Origin of the sequence: Streptomyces sp. TP-A0356, from assembly GCF_001417775.1 — a bacterium.
Classification (GTDB): Bacteria; Actinomycetota; Actinomycetes; order Streptomycetales; family Streptomycetaceae; genus Streptomyces.
In genome coordinates this window covers 321,602-335,227 of the sequence record NZ_BBZJ01000016.1, presented here as the reverse complement: position 1 = coordinate 335,227, position 13,626 = coordinate 321,602, and the positions used below count along the sequence as shown (strand labels likewise).

14 protein-coding genes and 1 pseudogene are annotated in these 13,626 nt (G+C 71.5%); 9 read left to right on the top strand and 6 right to left on the bottom strand.

From position 1 onward, the window contains the following. The first annotated feature begins 63 nt into the window (after nucleotides 1-63). From ureG to ASC56_RS12300, 3 genes are all read left to right on the top strand, one after another. On the top strand, nucleotides 64-741 hold the full coding sequence (ureG, locus tag ASC56_RS12310; RefSeq protein WP_055491355.1) for an urease accessory protein UreG: 678 nt from the start codon (nucleotides 64-66) through the stop codon (nucleotides 739-741). Beyond that, entirely contained in the window at nucleotides 738-1,493 is a 756-nt protein-coding gene (locus ASC56_RS12305) for an urease accessory protein UreD (protein ID WP_371330058.1), read from the top strand. The genes ureG and ASC56_RS12305 overlap by 4 nt, the downstream gene beginning before the upstream one ends. Before the next feature lie 139 nt (nucleotides 1,494-1,632). Beyond that, nucleotides 1,633-3,231 carry an alpha/beta hydrolase gene (locus ASC56_RS12300; RefSeq protein ID WP_055491353.1) on the top strand — a complete coding sequence of 533 codons (1,599 nt, stop codon included), beginning with the start codon at nucleotides 1,633-1,635 and terminating at the stop codon, nucleotides 3,229-3,231. Between the two features lie 72 nt (nucleotides 3,232-3,303). Here ASC56_RS12300 and ASC56_RS12295 read toward each other — a convergent pair whose 3' ends face one another. The 3 genes from ASC56_RS12295 to ASC56_RS12285 form a co-directional block, all read right to left on the bottom strand. Further along, nucleotides 3,304-4,029 (bottom strand): 1-acyl-sn-glycerol-3-phosphate acyltransferase, encoded by a 726-nt coding sequence (locus ASC56_RS12295; RefSeq protein ID WP_055491352.1) that lies wholly within the window; start codon nucleotides 4,027-4,029, stop codon nucleotides 3,304-3,306. Between the two features lie 240 nt (nucleotides 4,030-4,269). Beyond that, nucleotides 4,270-4,458: a hypothetical protein gene (locus tag ASC56_RS12290; RefSeq protein ID WP_055491351.1), complete on the bottom strand. Its 189-nt coding sequence runs from the start codon at nucleotides 4,456-4,458 to the stop codon at nucleotides 4,270-4,272. Nucleotides 4,459-4,613: 155 nt separating this feature from the next. Beyond that, nucleotides 4,614-4,982 carry a low affinity iron permease family protein gene (locus tag ASC56_RS12285; RefSeq protein ID WP_055491350.1) on the bottom strand — a complete coding sequence of 123 codons (369 nt, stop codon included), beginning with the start codon at nucleotides 4,980-4,982 and terminating at the stop codon, nucleotides 4,614-4,616. Between the two features lie 170 nt (nucleotides 4,983-5,152). On the opposite strand from ASC56_RS12285, the gene ASC56_RS12280 reads away from it, so the two are divergent. Further along, nucleotides 5,153-6,181 (top strand): SDR family oxidoreductase, encoded by a 1,029-nt coding sequence (locus ASC56_RS12280; RefSeq protein WP_055491349.1) that lies wholly within the window; start codon nucleotides 5,153-5,155, stop codon nucleotides 6,179-6,181. A 97-nt stretch (nucleotides 6,182-6,278) separates the two neighbouring features. Continuing rightward, entirely contained in the window at nucleotides 6,279-6,755 is a 477-nt protein-coding gene (locus ASC56_RS12275) for a TIGR00725 family protein (protein ID WP_055491348.1), read from the top strand. 87 nt (nucleotides 6,756-6,842) lie between these two features. Here the strand turns inward: ASC56_RS12275 and rocD are convergent, their stop codons facing one another. The 3 genes from rocD to ASC56_RS12260 all read right to left on the bottom strand — a co-directional run bounded on the left by rocD (nucleotide 6,843) and on the right by ASC56_RS12260 (nucleotide 9,500). Next, nucleotides 6,843-8,063 carry an ornithine--oxo-acid transaminase gene (gene rocD / locus ASC56_RS12270; protein WP_055491347.1) on the bottom strand — a complete coding sequence of 407 codons (1,221 nt, stop codon included), beginning with the start codon at nucleotides 8,061-8,063 and terminating at the stop codon, nucleotides 6,843-6,845. Then, entirely contained in the window at nucleotides 8,060-8,872 is an 813-nt protein-coding gene (ddaH, locus tag ASC56_RS12265) for a dimethylargininase (protein WP_055491346.1), read from the bottom strand. Before ddaH ends, rocD begins: the two co-directional genes overlap by 4 nt. Nucleotides 8,873-8,996: 124 nt before the next feature. Continuing rightward, nucleotides 8,997-9,500: an Lrp/AsnC family transcriptional regulator gene (locus tag ASC56_RS12260; protein WP_055491345.1), complete on the bottom strand. Its 504-nt coding sequence runs from the start codon at nucleotides 9,498-9,500 to the stop codon at nucleotides 8,997-8,999. A 77-nt stretch (nucleotides 9,501-9,577) separates the two neighbouring features. On the opposite strand from ASC56_RS12260, the gene ASC56_RS12255 reads away from it, so the two are divergent. The 4 genes and pseudogenes from ASC56_RS12255 (at nucleotide 9,578) to ASC56_RS12240 (ending at nucleotide 13,623) form a co-directional block, all read left to right on the top strand. Continuing rightward, nucleotides 9,578-10,333, top strand: a complete 756-nt coding sequence (locus ASC56_RS12255) for a LytTR family DNA-binding domain-containing protein (RefSeq protein ID WP_055491515.1) — start codon at nucleotides 9,578-9,580, stop codon at nucleotides 10,331-10,333. An 8-nt stretch (nucleotides 10,334-10,341) separates the two neighbouring features. Next, nucleotides 10,342-10,698: a hypothetical protein gene (locus ASC56_RS12250; protein WP_055491344.1), complete on the top strand. Its 357-nt coding sequence runs from the start codon at nucleotides 10,342-10,344 to the stop codon at nucleotides 10,696-10,698. 9 nt (nucleotides 10,699-10,707) lie between these two features. After that, nucleotides 10,708-12,421, top strand: a pseudogene (locus ASC56_RS12245) (cation acetate symporter). Continuing rightward, nucleotides 12,418-13,623 (top strand): sensor histidine kinase, encoded by a 1,206-nt coding sequence (locus ASC56_RS12240; protein ID WP_055491343.1) that lies wholly within the window; start codon nucleotides 12,418-12,420, stop codon nucleotides 13,621-13,623. The pseudogene ASC56_RS12245 and the gene ASC56_RS12240 overlap by 4 nt, the downstream one beginning before the upstream one ends. Nucleotides 13,624-13,626: the final 3 nt, after the last annotated feature.

Genomic DNA, 13,626 nt, shown 5'->3' with positions numbered 1-13,626 from the left:
GGCCTCGCCCTTGAACGCCCGACGGCTGGACCCAGCCCCGGCTGAACACTGGAGCCGTACACCATGCACCTCGACCACTCCCACGACGGTCCCTCAGCCGTGAGCGCCGACGCCCACCGGCCCGACGGTATGCGCCGGGCCCTGCGGATCGGTCTGGGCGGGCCCGTCGGGTCCGGTAAGACCGCCACCGTCGCCGCGCTCTGCCGGACCCTGCGCGACGAGCTCTCGCTGGCCGTCGTGACCAATGACATCTACACCCGTGAGGACGCCGAGTTCCTGCTGCGCGAGGCCGTGCTGCCGCCCGAGCGGATCACCGCGGTCGAGACGGGGGCCTGTCCGCACACCGCCATCCGGGACGACATCTCCGCCAACCTCGAAGCCGTGGAGGACCTGGAGGACGAGGTGGGGCCGCTCGACCTCATCCTGGTCGAGTCCGGTGGGGACAACCTCACCGCCACCTTCTCCAAGGGCCTCGTCGACGCGCAGATCTTCGTCATCGACGTCGCGGGCGGGGACGACATTCCGCGCAAGGGCGGTCCCGGTGTCACCACCGCCGACCTGCTCGTCGTCAACAAGACGGACCTCGCCCCGTACGTCGGCTCGGACCTCGCCCGGATGGCGGCCGACGCGAAGGCGCAGCGGGCCGAACTGCCCGTCGTCTTCCAGTCGCTGCGCACCGAGGCCGGCGTCACCGCCGTTGCCGACTGGGTGCGGGCCCGGCTCGCCGCGTGGACCGCGTGACCACGGGAGTAAGGGCCACCGCGCGGATCGTGGCCCGGGACGACGGCAGGGGCGGTACGTCCCTGCCCGTGCTGACGGGCGAGGGGCCGCTCGCCCCGCGCCGTACGCGGGGGCCCGGCCGTGAGGCGCGCGTCCTGCTCGTCGGCGCGATGAGCGGGCCGCTCGGTGGAGACCACTTCACCGTGAAGGCCGAGGTGACGAGCGGTGCGCTGCTCCGGGTCGGATCGGCCGCCGCCACCATCGCCCTGCCGGGCCAGGCCAAGGGCGAGGCCCGCTACGACGTACGGCTCGACGTGGCCGCGGACGGCGAACTGCACTGGCTGCCCGAGCAGTTGATCTCGGCCCAGGGCAGCGAGCTGTACGTCTCCTCGCGCGTCGACCTCGCGCCGGGCGCCCGCCTCGTGTACCGCGAGGAGCAGGTCCTCGGGCGCGCCGGTGAGCAACCCGGGCGCCTCACCAGCCGTCTCACCGTACGGCTTGGCGGACGGCCGCTGCTCGACCAGGAGCTGGCCTGCGGACCGGGTGCCCCCGGCGGATGGGACGGCCCCGCCGTGCTCGCGGGACATCGGTCGCTGGGGCAACTCCTCGTCGTACGACCCGAGTTCGGACGCGAACCGGCGCGGGCGCGGATGCTGGGGGAACACGCCGCCCTCACCCCGCTCGCGGGCCCCGCCGTGCTCGTCACCGCGGTCACGCCCGACGCGCTGCGGTTGCGCCGCGTACTGGACGAGGCCCTGCGCGCGCTGGGCTGAGACTGGTTGACTCCGCTCAACGGACAGGCGTGCACCGGTTATCGGATTGGCAAAGAATGCCAAGTCCCCCCTGTTCTCAGGGACCTCACAGCCGAAAGGATCCCCGTACCCATCACAACCTTGTACGGGGAGGTCCCACTTGAGGGGAATGAGACCGACGAGACGAGCGACCGCGCTCGGCTCCGCGGGGGCACTCGTCACGGCCACGCTGATAGCCGGCGCCGTGGCGGCACCGTCGGCCACCGCCGACTCGCGCCACGGTCAGGACCGGCAGGCCCGTGGCGTCGCGATCGCCGCGGAGCGGGCCGCCAAGGCCGGCATCAACTGGCAGGACTGTCCGGCCGACTGGGGATTCGAGAAGCCGATCCAGTGCGGCTGGGTCGCCGTTCCGCTCGACTACGCCCACCCGAACGGCAAGCAGATCAAGCTCGCCGTCGACCGCATCGGGAACACGGGCACCAAGCAGGAGCGCCAGGGCGCCCTCGTGTACAACCCCGGCGGCCCCGGCGGCTCCGGGATGCGCTTCCCGCGCCGGGTCACCACCAAGAACCCGATCTGGGCCAACGTGGCGAAGGCGTACGACTTCGTCGGCTTCGACCCGCGCGGTGTCGGTCACTCGGCTCCCATCTCCTGTGCCGACCCGCAGGAGTTCGTGAAGGCGCCCAAGGCCGACCCGGTCCCCGGCTCCGAGGCCGACAAGCGAGCCCAGCGCAAGCTCGCCCGTGAGTACGCGGAGGGCTGCGCCGAGCGCACCGGCCGCGCGATGCTGCGGCAGATGACCACGCCCAACACCGCCCGCGACCTGGATGTGATCCGTGCCGCGCTGGGGGAGCAGAAGCTCAACTACCTCGGTGTCTCGTACGGCACGTACCTGGGCGCCGTCTACGGCACGCTCTTCCCAGGTCACCTCCGCCGCATGATCGTCGACAGCGTGGTCAACCCGTCGCGCGAGAAGATCTGGTACCAGGCCAACCTCGACCAGGACGTGGCCTTCGAGGGCCGCTGGAAGGACTGGCAGGACTGGGTCGCGGCGAACGACGCATCCTTCCACCTGGGCACCACCCGCGCCGCGGTGCAGGCGAAGTGGCTGCAACTGCGGGCCACGGCGAAGAAGCACCCCATCGGCGGCGTCGTCGGACCGGCCGAGCTGATCTCCTTCTTCCAGAGCGCCCCGTACTACGACTCCTCGTGGGTGCCGGTCGCCACCGTCTTCGGCAAGTACTTCGCGGGGGACACCCAGGCGCTCGTCGGCGCGGCCGCGCCCCACATGTCCGACACGGCGGGCAACATCACGTCGGAGAACGGCAACGCCGTCTACACGGCGGTCGAGTGCACCGACGCCAAGTGGCCCACGAGCTGGCAGAGGTGGGACCGGGACAACACCCGGCTCAACAAGAACTACCCGTTCATGACGTGGGCGAACGCATGGATGAACCTGCCGTGTGCCACCTGGCCGGTGCGGCAGCAGACCCCGGTGAACGTGACGACCGGCAAGGGTCTGCCGACCGTGCTGATCGTGCAGTCCACGCGTGACGCCGCGACGCCGTTCGACGGCGCCGTCGAGCTGCACAAGCGCTTCAAGGGCTCCCGCCTGATCATCGAGAAGGACGCGGGCTCCCACGGCGTGACCGGTCTGGTCAACCCGTGCATCAACAGCCGGGTGGACACGTACCTGCTCACGGGTAGGACGGACGACGCCGACGTCACGTGCACGCCGCACGCCACGCCGAAGCCGTAGTCGTACGCGCGCCTTGTCACGCACGCCCGAGGGGGGCGGCCGGATCCCGGCCGCCCCCCTTGCCGTCTGTCGTCAACTCAGCGGCACCCGCGGGAACCTACGGGACCGCTCCGCCTTCTGCGCCGCCTCCTCGGCCTTGACGACGGCCGCGTACTGGTCGACGTACTCCTGCTCGGAGAGGGACAGGATGGCGTACATGATCTCGTCGGTGACGGCGCGCAGGATGGCCTTCTCGTTCTCCATGCCCGCGTAGCGGGAGAAGTCGAGGGGCTTGCCGAAACGGATCACCACGGGATGGACGCTGGGGATGACCTGGCCCGGTGGCTGTGCCTCGAAGGTGCCGATCATCGCGCACGGGATGACGGGGACCTTGGCCCTCAGAGCCATCACCGCGACGCCGACCTTGCCCTTGTACAGACGGCCGTCGTGGGAACGGGTGCCCTCGGGGTAGATGCCCAGCAGCTCGTCCTTGCGCAGCACCCCGAGGCCCTCGCGGATCGCGGCCTGACCGGCGTCCTTGCCGGAGCGGTCCACCGGGATCTGACCGGCGCTGCGGAAGAACGCCGCGGTGAGACGGCCCTTGATGCCCGGCCCGGTGAAGTACTCGGCCTTGGCCAGGAAGGTGATGCGCCGTTTGAGGATCGCCGGCATCAGGAAGTGGTCGGAGAAGGAGAGGTGGTTGCCGGCGATGATGGCGGGTCCCTCCGCCGGTACGTTCTCAAGGCCCTCGATTCGCGGCCGGAAGACCAGTCTCAGCAGCGGTCCGAGCAGAACGTATTTGAGCAGGTAGTAGAACAAGCGCCTCGCTCCTCACTCCGGCGGATCGGTTCAACCGCCGCGTTCCAGCAGCTCAACCGCGTGCCGTGGGGTGTCAGTGTAGGGTCCGGCGCGGTGGTCCGGAACCGCGCGCGGTCGACTCGGCCCGATGCCGACGTTCCTGACGGGGCATCGGGGAAGACGGCCGCTGCGCAACCGCTTCGTGCGGTCCGCGGCGGGGGACCGCACGAAGCCTGACAGTGACACCGTGAAGTTCGGTGATCACAGGTAGTCGTCGTCCTCCTGCTCGGGGTAGATGGACTCGTCGTCCGCTCGACGGCCGCGCTGTTGCTGCTCCTGCAGGTGCTGGCGCTCCTGGCGTGCCTGCTCCTGGGCGCCGAGGGTCTCTTCGGTCATGTCCTCGACATAGTCGGAGTCGTCCCCGTACGGGCCGCGTTTCCGGTCGGTCATGTCGGCTCACTCCTCGATGAGGGTCGGCTCACTCCTCGGTGAGGCGAGAGAGGGCGCAGCTCCGCCCCTGATCAGCGTGGCACGAGTCGCATTCCCGTGCATATCGGTCGGGCCGCGGGCCTACGGCGGTGCCCTACGTCTCCTCGTGTCTCGTCTCATGTCTCCTCCTCCATGCGGATCGAGTCCCTGAGCTCCCGCAGGGCGCGGCTGTCCTTCCCCTTGTTCATGTCCAGCAGCGCGCCCGCGATCGCGTCGAGCTTGCGCTGGATGGCGTGCTCCGCCCGCATCTCCGAGTTCTTCAGCAGTGCGAGGAGCAGAAGGGTGACCGCGGACATGGACTCCCCGGCGAGCAGCAGCCACTCCACCGACAGCCCCGCGGCGTGCGAGGCGACGAAGAAGCCGACGAAGGCGAGGCAGATCAGGAAGAAGAGCGGCGAGCTCGTCATGTTGGAGGCCTTCTCCGCCAGATCCTCGAACTTGCCCCGCTGGGGGCCGCCGCGCTCGACGGGACTCTTGAAAATCATGGAGGAAGGCTTCCCCCTCCGGACGTCCCATGGCCGGGCATGCACCCGGGCGGGGTAACCCTCTGCCGTCCGGCGGTGGCATCTGGTGGCCGCCGTCGGGGACGCGATGCCCTGAGCCGCTTGCCCCTGTGCGGGTACTCGCCGGTACCGGTCACCGAGAGGAGCCCGAAGTGAGCACCGCAACAAGCAAGAAGATCGTGGTCACCGGAGCCACCGGCAATGTGGGCACGAGCCTCGTGCGCCTGCTCGCCGAGGACCCGGACGTGGAGAGCGTACGGGGCCTGGCACGCCGCACCCCCGACCTCGGCCCGGAGCGTGTGCAGTGGTCGGAGGTCGACCTCGCGTCGGAGCAGGCCGACCTGGTCAAGGAGTTCGAGGGCGCCGACGCGGTCGTACACCTGGCGTGGGCGTTCCAGCCGACGCACGATCCGGTCGCGACCTGGCAGACCAACGTGCTCGGCAGCATCCGGGTCTTCGACGCCGTCGCCGCGGCCCAGGTGCCGACGCTGGTGCACGCCTCGTCCGTCGGTGCGTACTCCCCTGGACCCAAGGACCGCAGCGTGGACGAGTCCTGGCCGACCCACGGCTGGCCGGACGCCGCTTACACCCGGGAGAAGTCGTACCTGGAGCGCACCCTCGACGCCTTCGAGTACGCGCACCCAGCGATCCGGGTGGTGCGGATGCGGCCCGCGTTCCTGTTCAAGTGGGAGTCGGCGAGCGAACAGCGGCGCATCTTCGGTGGACGGCTCCTGCCCGGCCCGCTGGCCCGGCCGGAGCTCCTGCCCTTCCTGCCCGACATCGCGGGACTGCGCGTCCAGGCCCTGCACACCGACGACGCGGCCCACGCCTATCGACTCGCGGTCCACAGTGACGTCCGCGGCGCCTTCAATCTGGCCGCCGATCCACCGCTGGATGCCGCCCTGCTGGGCGAACTGCTCGGGACCCGCCCCGTACGGCTGCCGCGCACGGCCGCACGATCGGCGATCGCCGCCGCGTGGGGCCTGCGTCTGCTCCCCGCGTCACCGCATCTCTTCGACGCCGTACTGCGACTGCCCCTGATGGACTGCACGCGCGCGTACACCGAGCTGGGCTGGAGCCCCAGCCGGACGGCGACCGAGGTCATGGAGGAGTTCCTGCGCGGGCTGCAGGAGGGCGGCGGGACGGCAACGGCACCGCTGAAAGGGCGCAAGGTCGGCTGAGAGGGGCCCGTGAGCAAGGTGCTGCGGCATTCGCTCGACGTGGCTGCGGGCGGGATGTTTCGCCGGGCAGTAGGGTGCGCGCCGGAGGTGGACCGGCGTGGCGGTGCAGGTGGCGGTGTGCGGGCCGAGCCAGTGCGGCCGGCGGGAGCGGACCCTCGCGTACGAGCTGGGCCGGCTGCTCGCGGAGCGCGGAGCCGTGGTGATCTGCGGTGGGTACGGCGGGGTGATGGCCGCCGTGGCGGCGGGCGCACGGTCCCGCGACGGCCTTGTCGTCGGGGTGCTGCCGGATGTCGATCGCTCCGGGGCCGGGCCGGATCTGAGCGTCGCGATCGCCACCGGGCTCGGGCAGGCGCGCAACAACGTGATCGTCAACAGCGGGGACGCCGTGGTCGTGGTCGGCGGATCCTGGGGCACCCTCTCCGAGCTGGCCCTCGCCATGCGCCGGGGCGGTGTGCCGGTGGTCCAGCTCGGTGAGGGCTGGCGGATCGTCGGCGCGGACGGCCGGGAACCGCCCGGCGTGCGGCACGCGCGCACGCCCGTCGAAGCGCTGGACCTCACGGAGCTGTGGGACTGACCGGAACCGGGCGCGGCCGGGGCAGACCGGGGTTCGACGGGAGCGTGACCCGGGGGCCCGCACCACCAGCCCCCGGGCGCCGCCGTATCAGGCCGTCAGCACCTTCTCCAGTGCCCCCAGCGCCGACCGCAGTTCCTCGTCCGTGATCGTCAGCGGCGGGGCCAGGCGGATCGTCGAACCGTGGGTGTCCTTGACCAGGATCCCCTCCCGCATCAGACGTTCGCTGATCTCGCGCCCGGTCCCGATCGCCGGGTCGATGTCGACCCCGGCCCACAGCCCGCGCGAGCGGAAGCCCACGACGCCCTTGCCGACGAGCGCGGCGAGTCCGTTCCGCAGCACCGCGCCCGCCTCGGCCGCCCTGCGCTGGAACTCGCCCGTCTCCAGAAGGCCGACGACCGCCGAGCCGACCGCCGCGGCCAGCGGGTTGCCGCCGAAGGTGGAGCCGTGCTCGCCCGGTCGCAGGATCCCGAGGACATCACGGCGGGCGACCACCGCGGACACCGGCACGATGCCGCCGCCGAGCGCCTTCCCGAGCAGCAGCACATCCGGCAGGACCCCCTCGTGCTCCACGGCCAGCGTGCTGCCCGTACGGCCGAGGCCCGACTGGATCTCGTCGGCGATGAACAGGCACCCCGCGCGGCGGGTGAGCTCGCGGACCCCGGTGAGATAGCCCTCGTCCGGGATGATCACACCCGCCTCACCCTGGATGGGCTCGATCAGCACGGCTGCCGTCGTCTCGTCGACGGCCGCCTCCAGCGCGGCCGGGTCGTTGTAGGGCACCACGCGGAAGCCCGGGGTGAAGGGGCCGAAGCCCGAGCGCGCCGTCTCGTCCGTGGAGAAGCTGACGATCGTCGTCGTACGGCCGTGGAAGTTGCCGTCCGCCACCACGATCGTCGCCCGGTCGGCCGGAACGCCCTTGACCTCGTACGCCCACTTGCGGGCAACCTTGACGGCGCTCTCCACCGCTTCCGCGCCCGTGTTCATCGGCAGCACCATGTCCAGGCCCGTCAACGCGGCCAGGGACTCGGCGAACTCCGCCAGCTGGTCGTTGTGGAAGGCCCGGGAGGTGAGGGTCAGCCGGTCCAGCTGGCGGTGCGCGGCCTCGATCAGCACCGGGTTGCGGTGCCCGAAGTTGAGGGCCGAGTAGCCCGCGAGCATGTCCAGGTAGCGGCGGCCCTCGACGTCCTCCACCCAGGTGCCCTCGGCGCGGGCGACGACCACCGGGAGCGGATGGTAGTTGTGCGCCAGAACCGGCTCCTCGGCGCGGATCAGCTCGGCGGACGAACGCGTACGGACGGGTGCGGTCATGAACGGATCTCCTGGGTGCAGCACTTGATGCCTCCGCCGGCCTTGTGGAACTCGGAGAGGTCGACGGGGACGGGGTCGTAGCCGTGGTCGGCGAGCCGGGCGGCGAGCACCTCGGCCCGGGGCGCGATGAAGACGTGGCGCCCGTCGGAGACGGAGTTGAGGCCGAAGGCCATCGCGTCCTCGCGGGTCGCGAGCACCGCGTCCGGGTACAGCCGGGCGAGCACCTCGCGGCTGCCCGGCGAGAACGCCTCCGGGTAGTACACGATGTTGTCGTCGTCGAGGACGAACAGCGCCGTGTCCAGGTGGTAGAAGTACGGATCCACCAGCTGCAGACTGATCACCGGGTGACCGAAGAACTCCTGCACCTCGCGGTGCGCCTCGCGGGTCGTGCGGAAGCCGGTGCCGGCCAGGACGTACCGTCCCGTCCAGACCAGGTCGCCCTCGCCCTCGCAGATGAACTCGGAGCGGTGGACGTCGTAGCCGGCCGCCTTGAACCACGTCTCGTAGTGGACGGACTCGGGGCGCCGCTCGGGCGCGTGGAAGTAGGAGCCGAAGACGCGGCCGTCGACGACGACCGCCGAGTTGGCGGCGAACACCATGTCCGGGAGGCCGGGCACCGGGTCCACGGCGTCGACGGTGTGGCCATGGGCGCGGTAGGCGCGTATCAGCTCCTGCCACTGCTCGCGCGCCAGATCCACATCGACCTTGGTGTCGGGATGCATCCAGGGGTTGATCGCGTACTGCACGGCGAAATGTCTGGGTTCGCAGACGAGGAAGCGCCGCCGGCGCGGCACACGGCTGTCGGGCACAGAGAGGTTCCTCCGCTTCCTGGAGTGTCGACTGAGGGTTGACACCAAGGTAGGAAGGGACCGAGACGCGCGACAAGGAACGATGGCTGCGCGCTCGCGCAGGAACACTGCGTCTTCGGCCCGGTCAGCGCACGTCTGCTGCGCCCTCGGGAGCGAGGTGGCTGGCGCCCGCCTCCGGACTCTCCGGCAGGAGGTGCGACAGCACCATCACGCTGATCGTCTTCCGGATGAACGGCTCCGTGCGAATGCGCTCCAGCACCTCCTCGAAGTGCTCGACGTCCCGCGCCCGCACATGCAGCAGCGCGTCCGCGCCGCCGGTCACCGTCATCGCCGCCGTGATCTCCGGATGGTTGCGGACGACCTCCGCGAGCCGCCGGGGCGGCGCCGCGCCCTCGCAGTACACCTCGACGTACGCCTCCGTGCGCCAGCCCAGCGCCGACGGCTTCACCGTGGCCGTGAACCCGGTGATCACCCCCGTCTCGCGCAGCCGGTCCACCCGGCGCTTGACCGCCGTCGACGACAGGCCGATGGCGGCGCCGATCTCGGCAAAACTGGTCCTGGCATTCGCCATGAGAGCGGTGATGATCTTCCGGTCGAGCTCGTCGAACGGCGCTGGCCTGCTGTTCATGCGGGCACTGTATCCAGCGGGAACGTCCATGTTCCGCACATGTGCAGGCGTACGGAATGCTCCTACACTCCACGTTCATGCTGCGCGCCCTCGCCGTCGACGACGAACGCCCCTCCCTGGAGGAACTCCTCTATCTGCTGAACGCGGACCCCCGGATCGGCAGCGTGGAGGGCGCGAGCGACGCGACCGAGGCGCTGCGCCGCATCAACCGTGCCCTGGAGTCCGGGCCCGACGGACCCGACGCGATCGACGTCGTCTTCCTCGACATCCACATGCCCGGCCTCGACGGCCTGGAGATGGCCCGGCTGCTGACCGGCTTCGCCCGGCCGCCGCTCGTCGTGTTCGTCACCGCCCACGAGGGCTTCGCCGTGCAGGCCTTCGACCTCAAGGCCGTCGACTACGTCCTGAAGCCCGTACGCCGCGAACGGCTCGCGGAGGCGGTGCGCCGCGCCGCCCAGCTGCGGGAGGCCACCCCGCTGGTCCCCGTGCACGAACCCGTTCCCGACCACATGTCCGTCGAACTCGGGGGCGTGACGCGGTTCGTGTCCGTCGACGACATCACCCACGTGGAGGCCCAGGGCGACTACGCCCGTCTGCACACCCCGCACGGCAGCCACCTCGTGCGCATCCCGCTGACCACCCTGGAGGAGCGCTGGCGCTCGCGCGGCTTCGTGCGTATCCACCGCCGCCACCTCGTCGCCCTGCGGCACATCGACGAACTGCGGCTGGACGCGGGCACGGTGAGCGTACTCGTCGACTCCGTCGAACTCCAGGTCAGTCGACGGCACACCCGTGAACTGCGGGACCTGCTGATGCGCCGGACGACGGGTTAGGGGGCGGCATGCCGCAGGATCCCGCCGAACGCCGGGTCGTTGTCACCGGGCCGCCCCGGCGCGCCCGCCGGGCCTCCGGCTACTACCGGCCGCGGACCGAGATCGACGAACAGACCACCCTGGGCCATACGTATGTCCGTTCGCTGATGCGCAGTCAGCTCCGGGCGGCAATCGCCGGGTTCACCGTCCTCGTGCTCCTGGTGGGACCCCTGCCCCTGGTCTTCGCCACCACACGCAGGACCGGCCTGGAGTGGGCCGTACTCGGCTTCTGCCTCTACCCGCCGCTGGTCCTGCTCGCCCGCTGGTACGTGCGCCGCGCCGAACGCAACGAGAAGGACTTCGTGCGGCTCGTCGAGGACCGCTGAGGGCATGCCGTGAACCAGAACTACGCCGTCCCCGCGGTCGCCCTGGTCGTCCTGGCGACCGTCCTCGTCGGCGCCTTCGGGCTGCGCGTCTCCCGCACGACCTCCGACTTCTACGTCGCCTCCCGCACCGTCGGGCCCCGCCTCAACGCCGCCGCGATCAGTGGCGAATACCTCTCCGCCGCCTCCTTCCTGGGCATCGCGGGCCTCGTCCTCGTGCAGGGCCCCGACATGCTGTGGTACCCGGTCGGCTACACCGCCGGCTATCTCGTCCTGCTCCTGTTCGTGGCCGCCCCCCTGCGCCGCTCCGGCGCCTACACCCTGCCCGACTTCGCCGAGGCGCGGCTCGCCTCCCAGCACGTTCGCCGGCTCGCCGGCGCCTTCGTCGTCGGGGTCGGCTGGCTCTATCTGCTGCCCCAACTCCAGGGCGCCGGACTCACGTTGGCCGTGCTGACCGGTGCGCCCGATACGCTCGGCGGGATCATCGTGGCGGTCGTGGTGGTCGCCACCGTGGCCGCGGGCGGCATGCGCAGCATCACCTTCGTCCAGGCCTTCCAGTACTGGCTCAAACTCACCGCCCTCCTCGTCCCCGCGCTCTTCCTGGTGGTGGCCTGGCAGGGCGACGGCGCGCCGCGCGACGCCTTCGCCGAACCGGCGACCTTCCGCGACCACCGCGTCGTACGGGTCGGCGGTGACCTCGACCTGAGGCTGTCCCGCCCGCTCGACGTGACGGCGACGGGCACGGTCGACGGCCGCCGCTACACGGGACAGCGCGTCGACCTCCCGGCCGGCGTCCACCGCATCGCGGGCGGCACCCGGCTGACGTTCAGCCGGGGGGGCCGCCGTCCCCGTGGCCGACCACGGCAGCGGCGGCGGCATGTCGACCTCGGCGGCGACCGGCCGCGAGGCACGCCCGCTGTACGCCACGTACGGGCTGATCCTCGCCACGTTCCTCGGCACCATGGGCCTGCCGCACGTCGTGGTCCGCTTCTACACCAGCCCGCACGGTGTCGCGGCCCGCCGCACCACCGTCGCCGTGCTCGGCCTGGTCGGCGCCTTCTACCTGCTGCCGCCCGTCTACGGGGCGCTGGGCCGGCTCTACGCCCCCGAACTCGCCCTCTCCGGGAACGCCGACGCCGCCGTCCTGCTGCTGCCCGGCCGGATGATCGGCGGGCCCGGCGCGGACCTGCTGGGCGCGCTGGTCGCGGGCGGGGCGTTCGCCGCGTTCCTGTCCACGGCGTCGGGGCTGACCATGGCGGTGGCCGGGGTGCTCACACAGGACGTGCTGCCCTCGCGGGGCGTACGGCACTTCCGGCTCGGCACCCTGCTGGCGATGGCGGTGCCGCTGGCGGCCAGCATGCTGGTGGGCGGGCTTCCGGTGGCCGACGCGGTGGGGCTCGCGTTCGCCGTGTCCGCGTCGTCGTTCTGTCCGCTGCTGGTGCTGGGCATCTGGTGGCGGAGGCTGACCCCGCCGGGAGCGGCCGTGGGCATGCTGATCGGCGGCGGCTCGGCGTTCGCGGCGGTGGCCGCCACCATGGCGGGCCGCCCCGGCACCGGCACCCTGCACGCGCTGCTCGCCTGGCCCGCGCTCTGGTCCGTTCCGCTCGGGTTCCTCACCATGGTCCTGGTGTCCCTGGCCACCCCGGGACGGGTGCCGGCCGGGACGGCCGCGATCCTGGCCCGGTTCCACCTGCCCGAGGAACTGCGGGCCGAGGTGACGGCATGAGCGGATTCCTCGCCGGTCTGTGCGTGGCCGTACTCCCTCTGCTCGCCGCAGGGTTCTGGCTCGGCCGGCGCACCGCGCACCCCGAGAGCCTGGGTGGCCTCGGCACCCCGGTGGAGCACGCCACCTTCCAGACCCTGCACACCGCCTCCCTCGCGGCGCCGCCCCTGCGCGCCGGGCTCACCGAGGAGACGGCCCGCAGGTCCGCCCGGCGGCTGCGCACCCTGCTCGGCACCGACGCGCTGTGCCTCACCGACCGGGAGGCCGTGCTGGCCTGGGACGGCGCGGGGGAGCACCACCGTGAGGAGGTGCTGGAGCGGCTCGCGGGCCCGCTGGAGACCGGCCGCGGCGAGGCCTTCCGCCTCAGCTGCGAGGAACCCGACTGCCCGCTGCGCTGGGCCGTCGTCACCCCCCTCACCGTCGACGACCGGGTGCACGGCGCGCTGGTGGCGTGTGCGCCCCGCGAGTCCGCCGTCCTCGTCCGGGCCGCCGGCGAGGTCGCCCGCTGGGTCTCCGTGCAACTGGAGCTGGCGGACCTCGACCGGTCCCGGACACGGCTCATCGAGGCCGAGATCAAGGCCCTGCGCGCCCAGATCTCCCCGCACTTCATCTTCAACTCGCTCGCCGTGATCGCCTCGTTCGTGCGCACCGACCCCGAGCGCGCCCGCGAACTCCTGCTGGAATTCGCCGACTTCATCCGCTACTCGTTCCGGCGGCACGGCGACTTCACCACACTCGCCGACGAACTGCACGCCATCGACCACTACCTGGCACTCGTGCGCGCCCGCTTCGGCGACCGGCTCTTCGTCACTCTGCAGATCGCGCCCGAGGTGCTGCCGGTCGCCCTGCCCTTCCTCTGCCTCCAGCCGCTCGTCGAGAACGCCGTCAAGCACGGCCTCGAAGGCACCACCGACAAACGCCGCATCAGCATCACCGCGCAGGACGCGGGCGCCGAGGCGCTGGTCGTGATCGAGGACGACGGCGCCGGAATGGACCCCCGGCTGCTGCGCCGTATCCTCGCCGGAGAGGTCAGTCCCTCGGGTGGGATCGGCCTGTCCAACGTGGACGACCGGCTGCGCCAGGTCTACGGCGACGACCACGGGCTCATGATCGAGACCGCGGCGGGAGCGGGCATGAAGATCACCGTCCGGCTGCCCAAGTACCAGCCGGGGGTGCACTCGGCGGGCCGGCTGCCCCGGCAGTGAGCG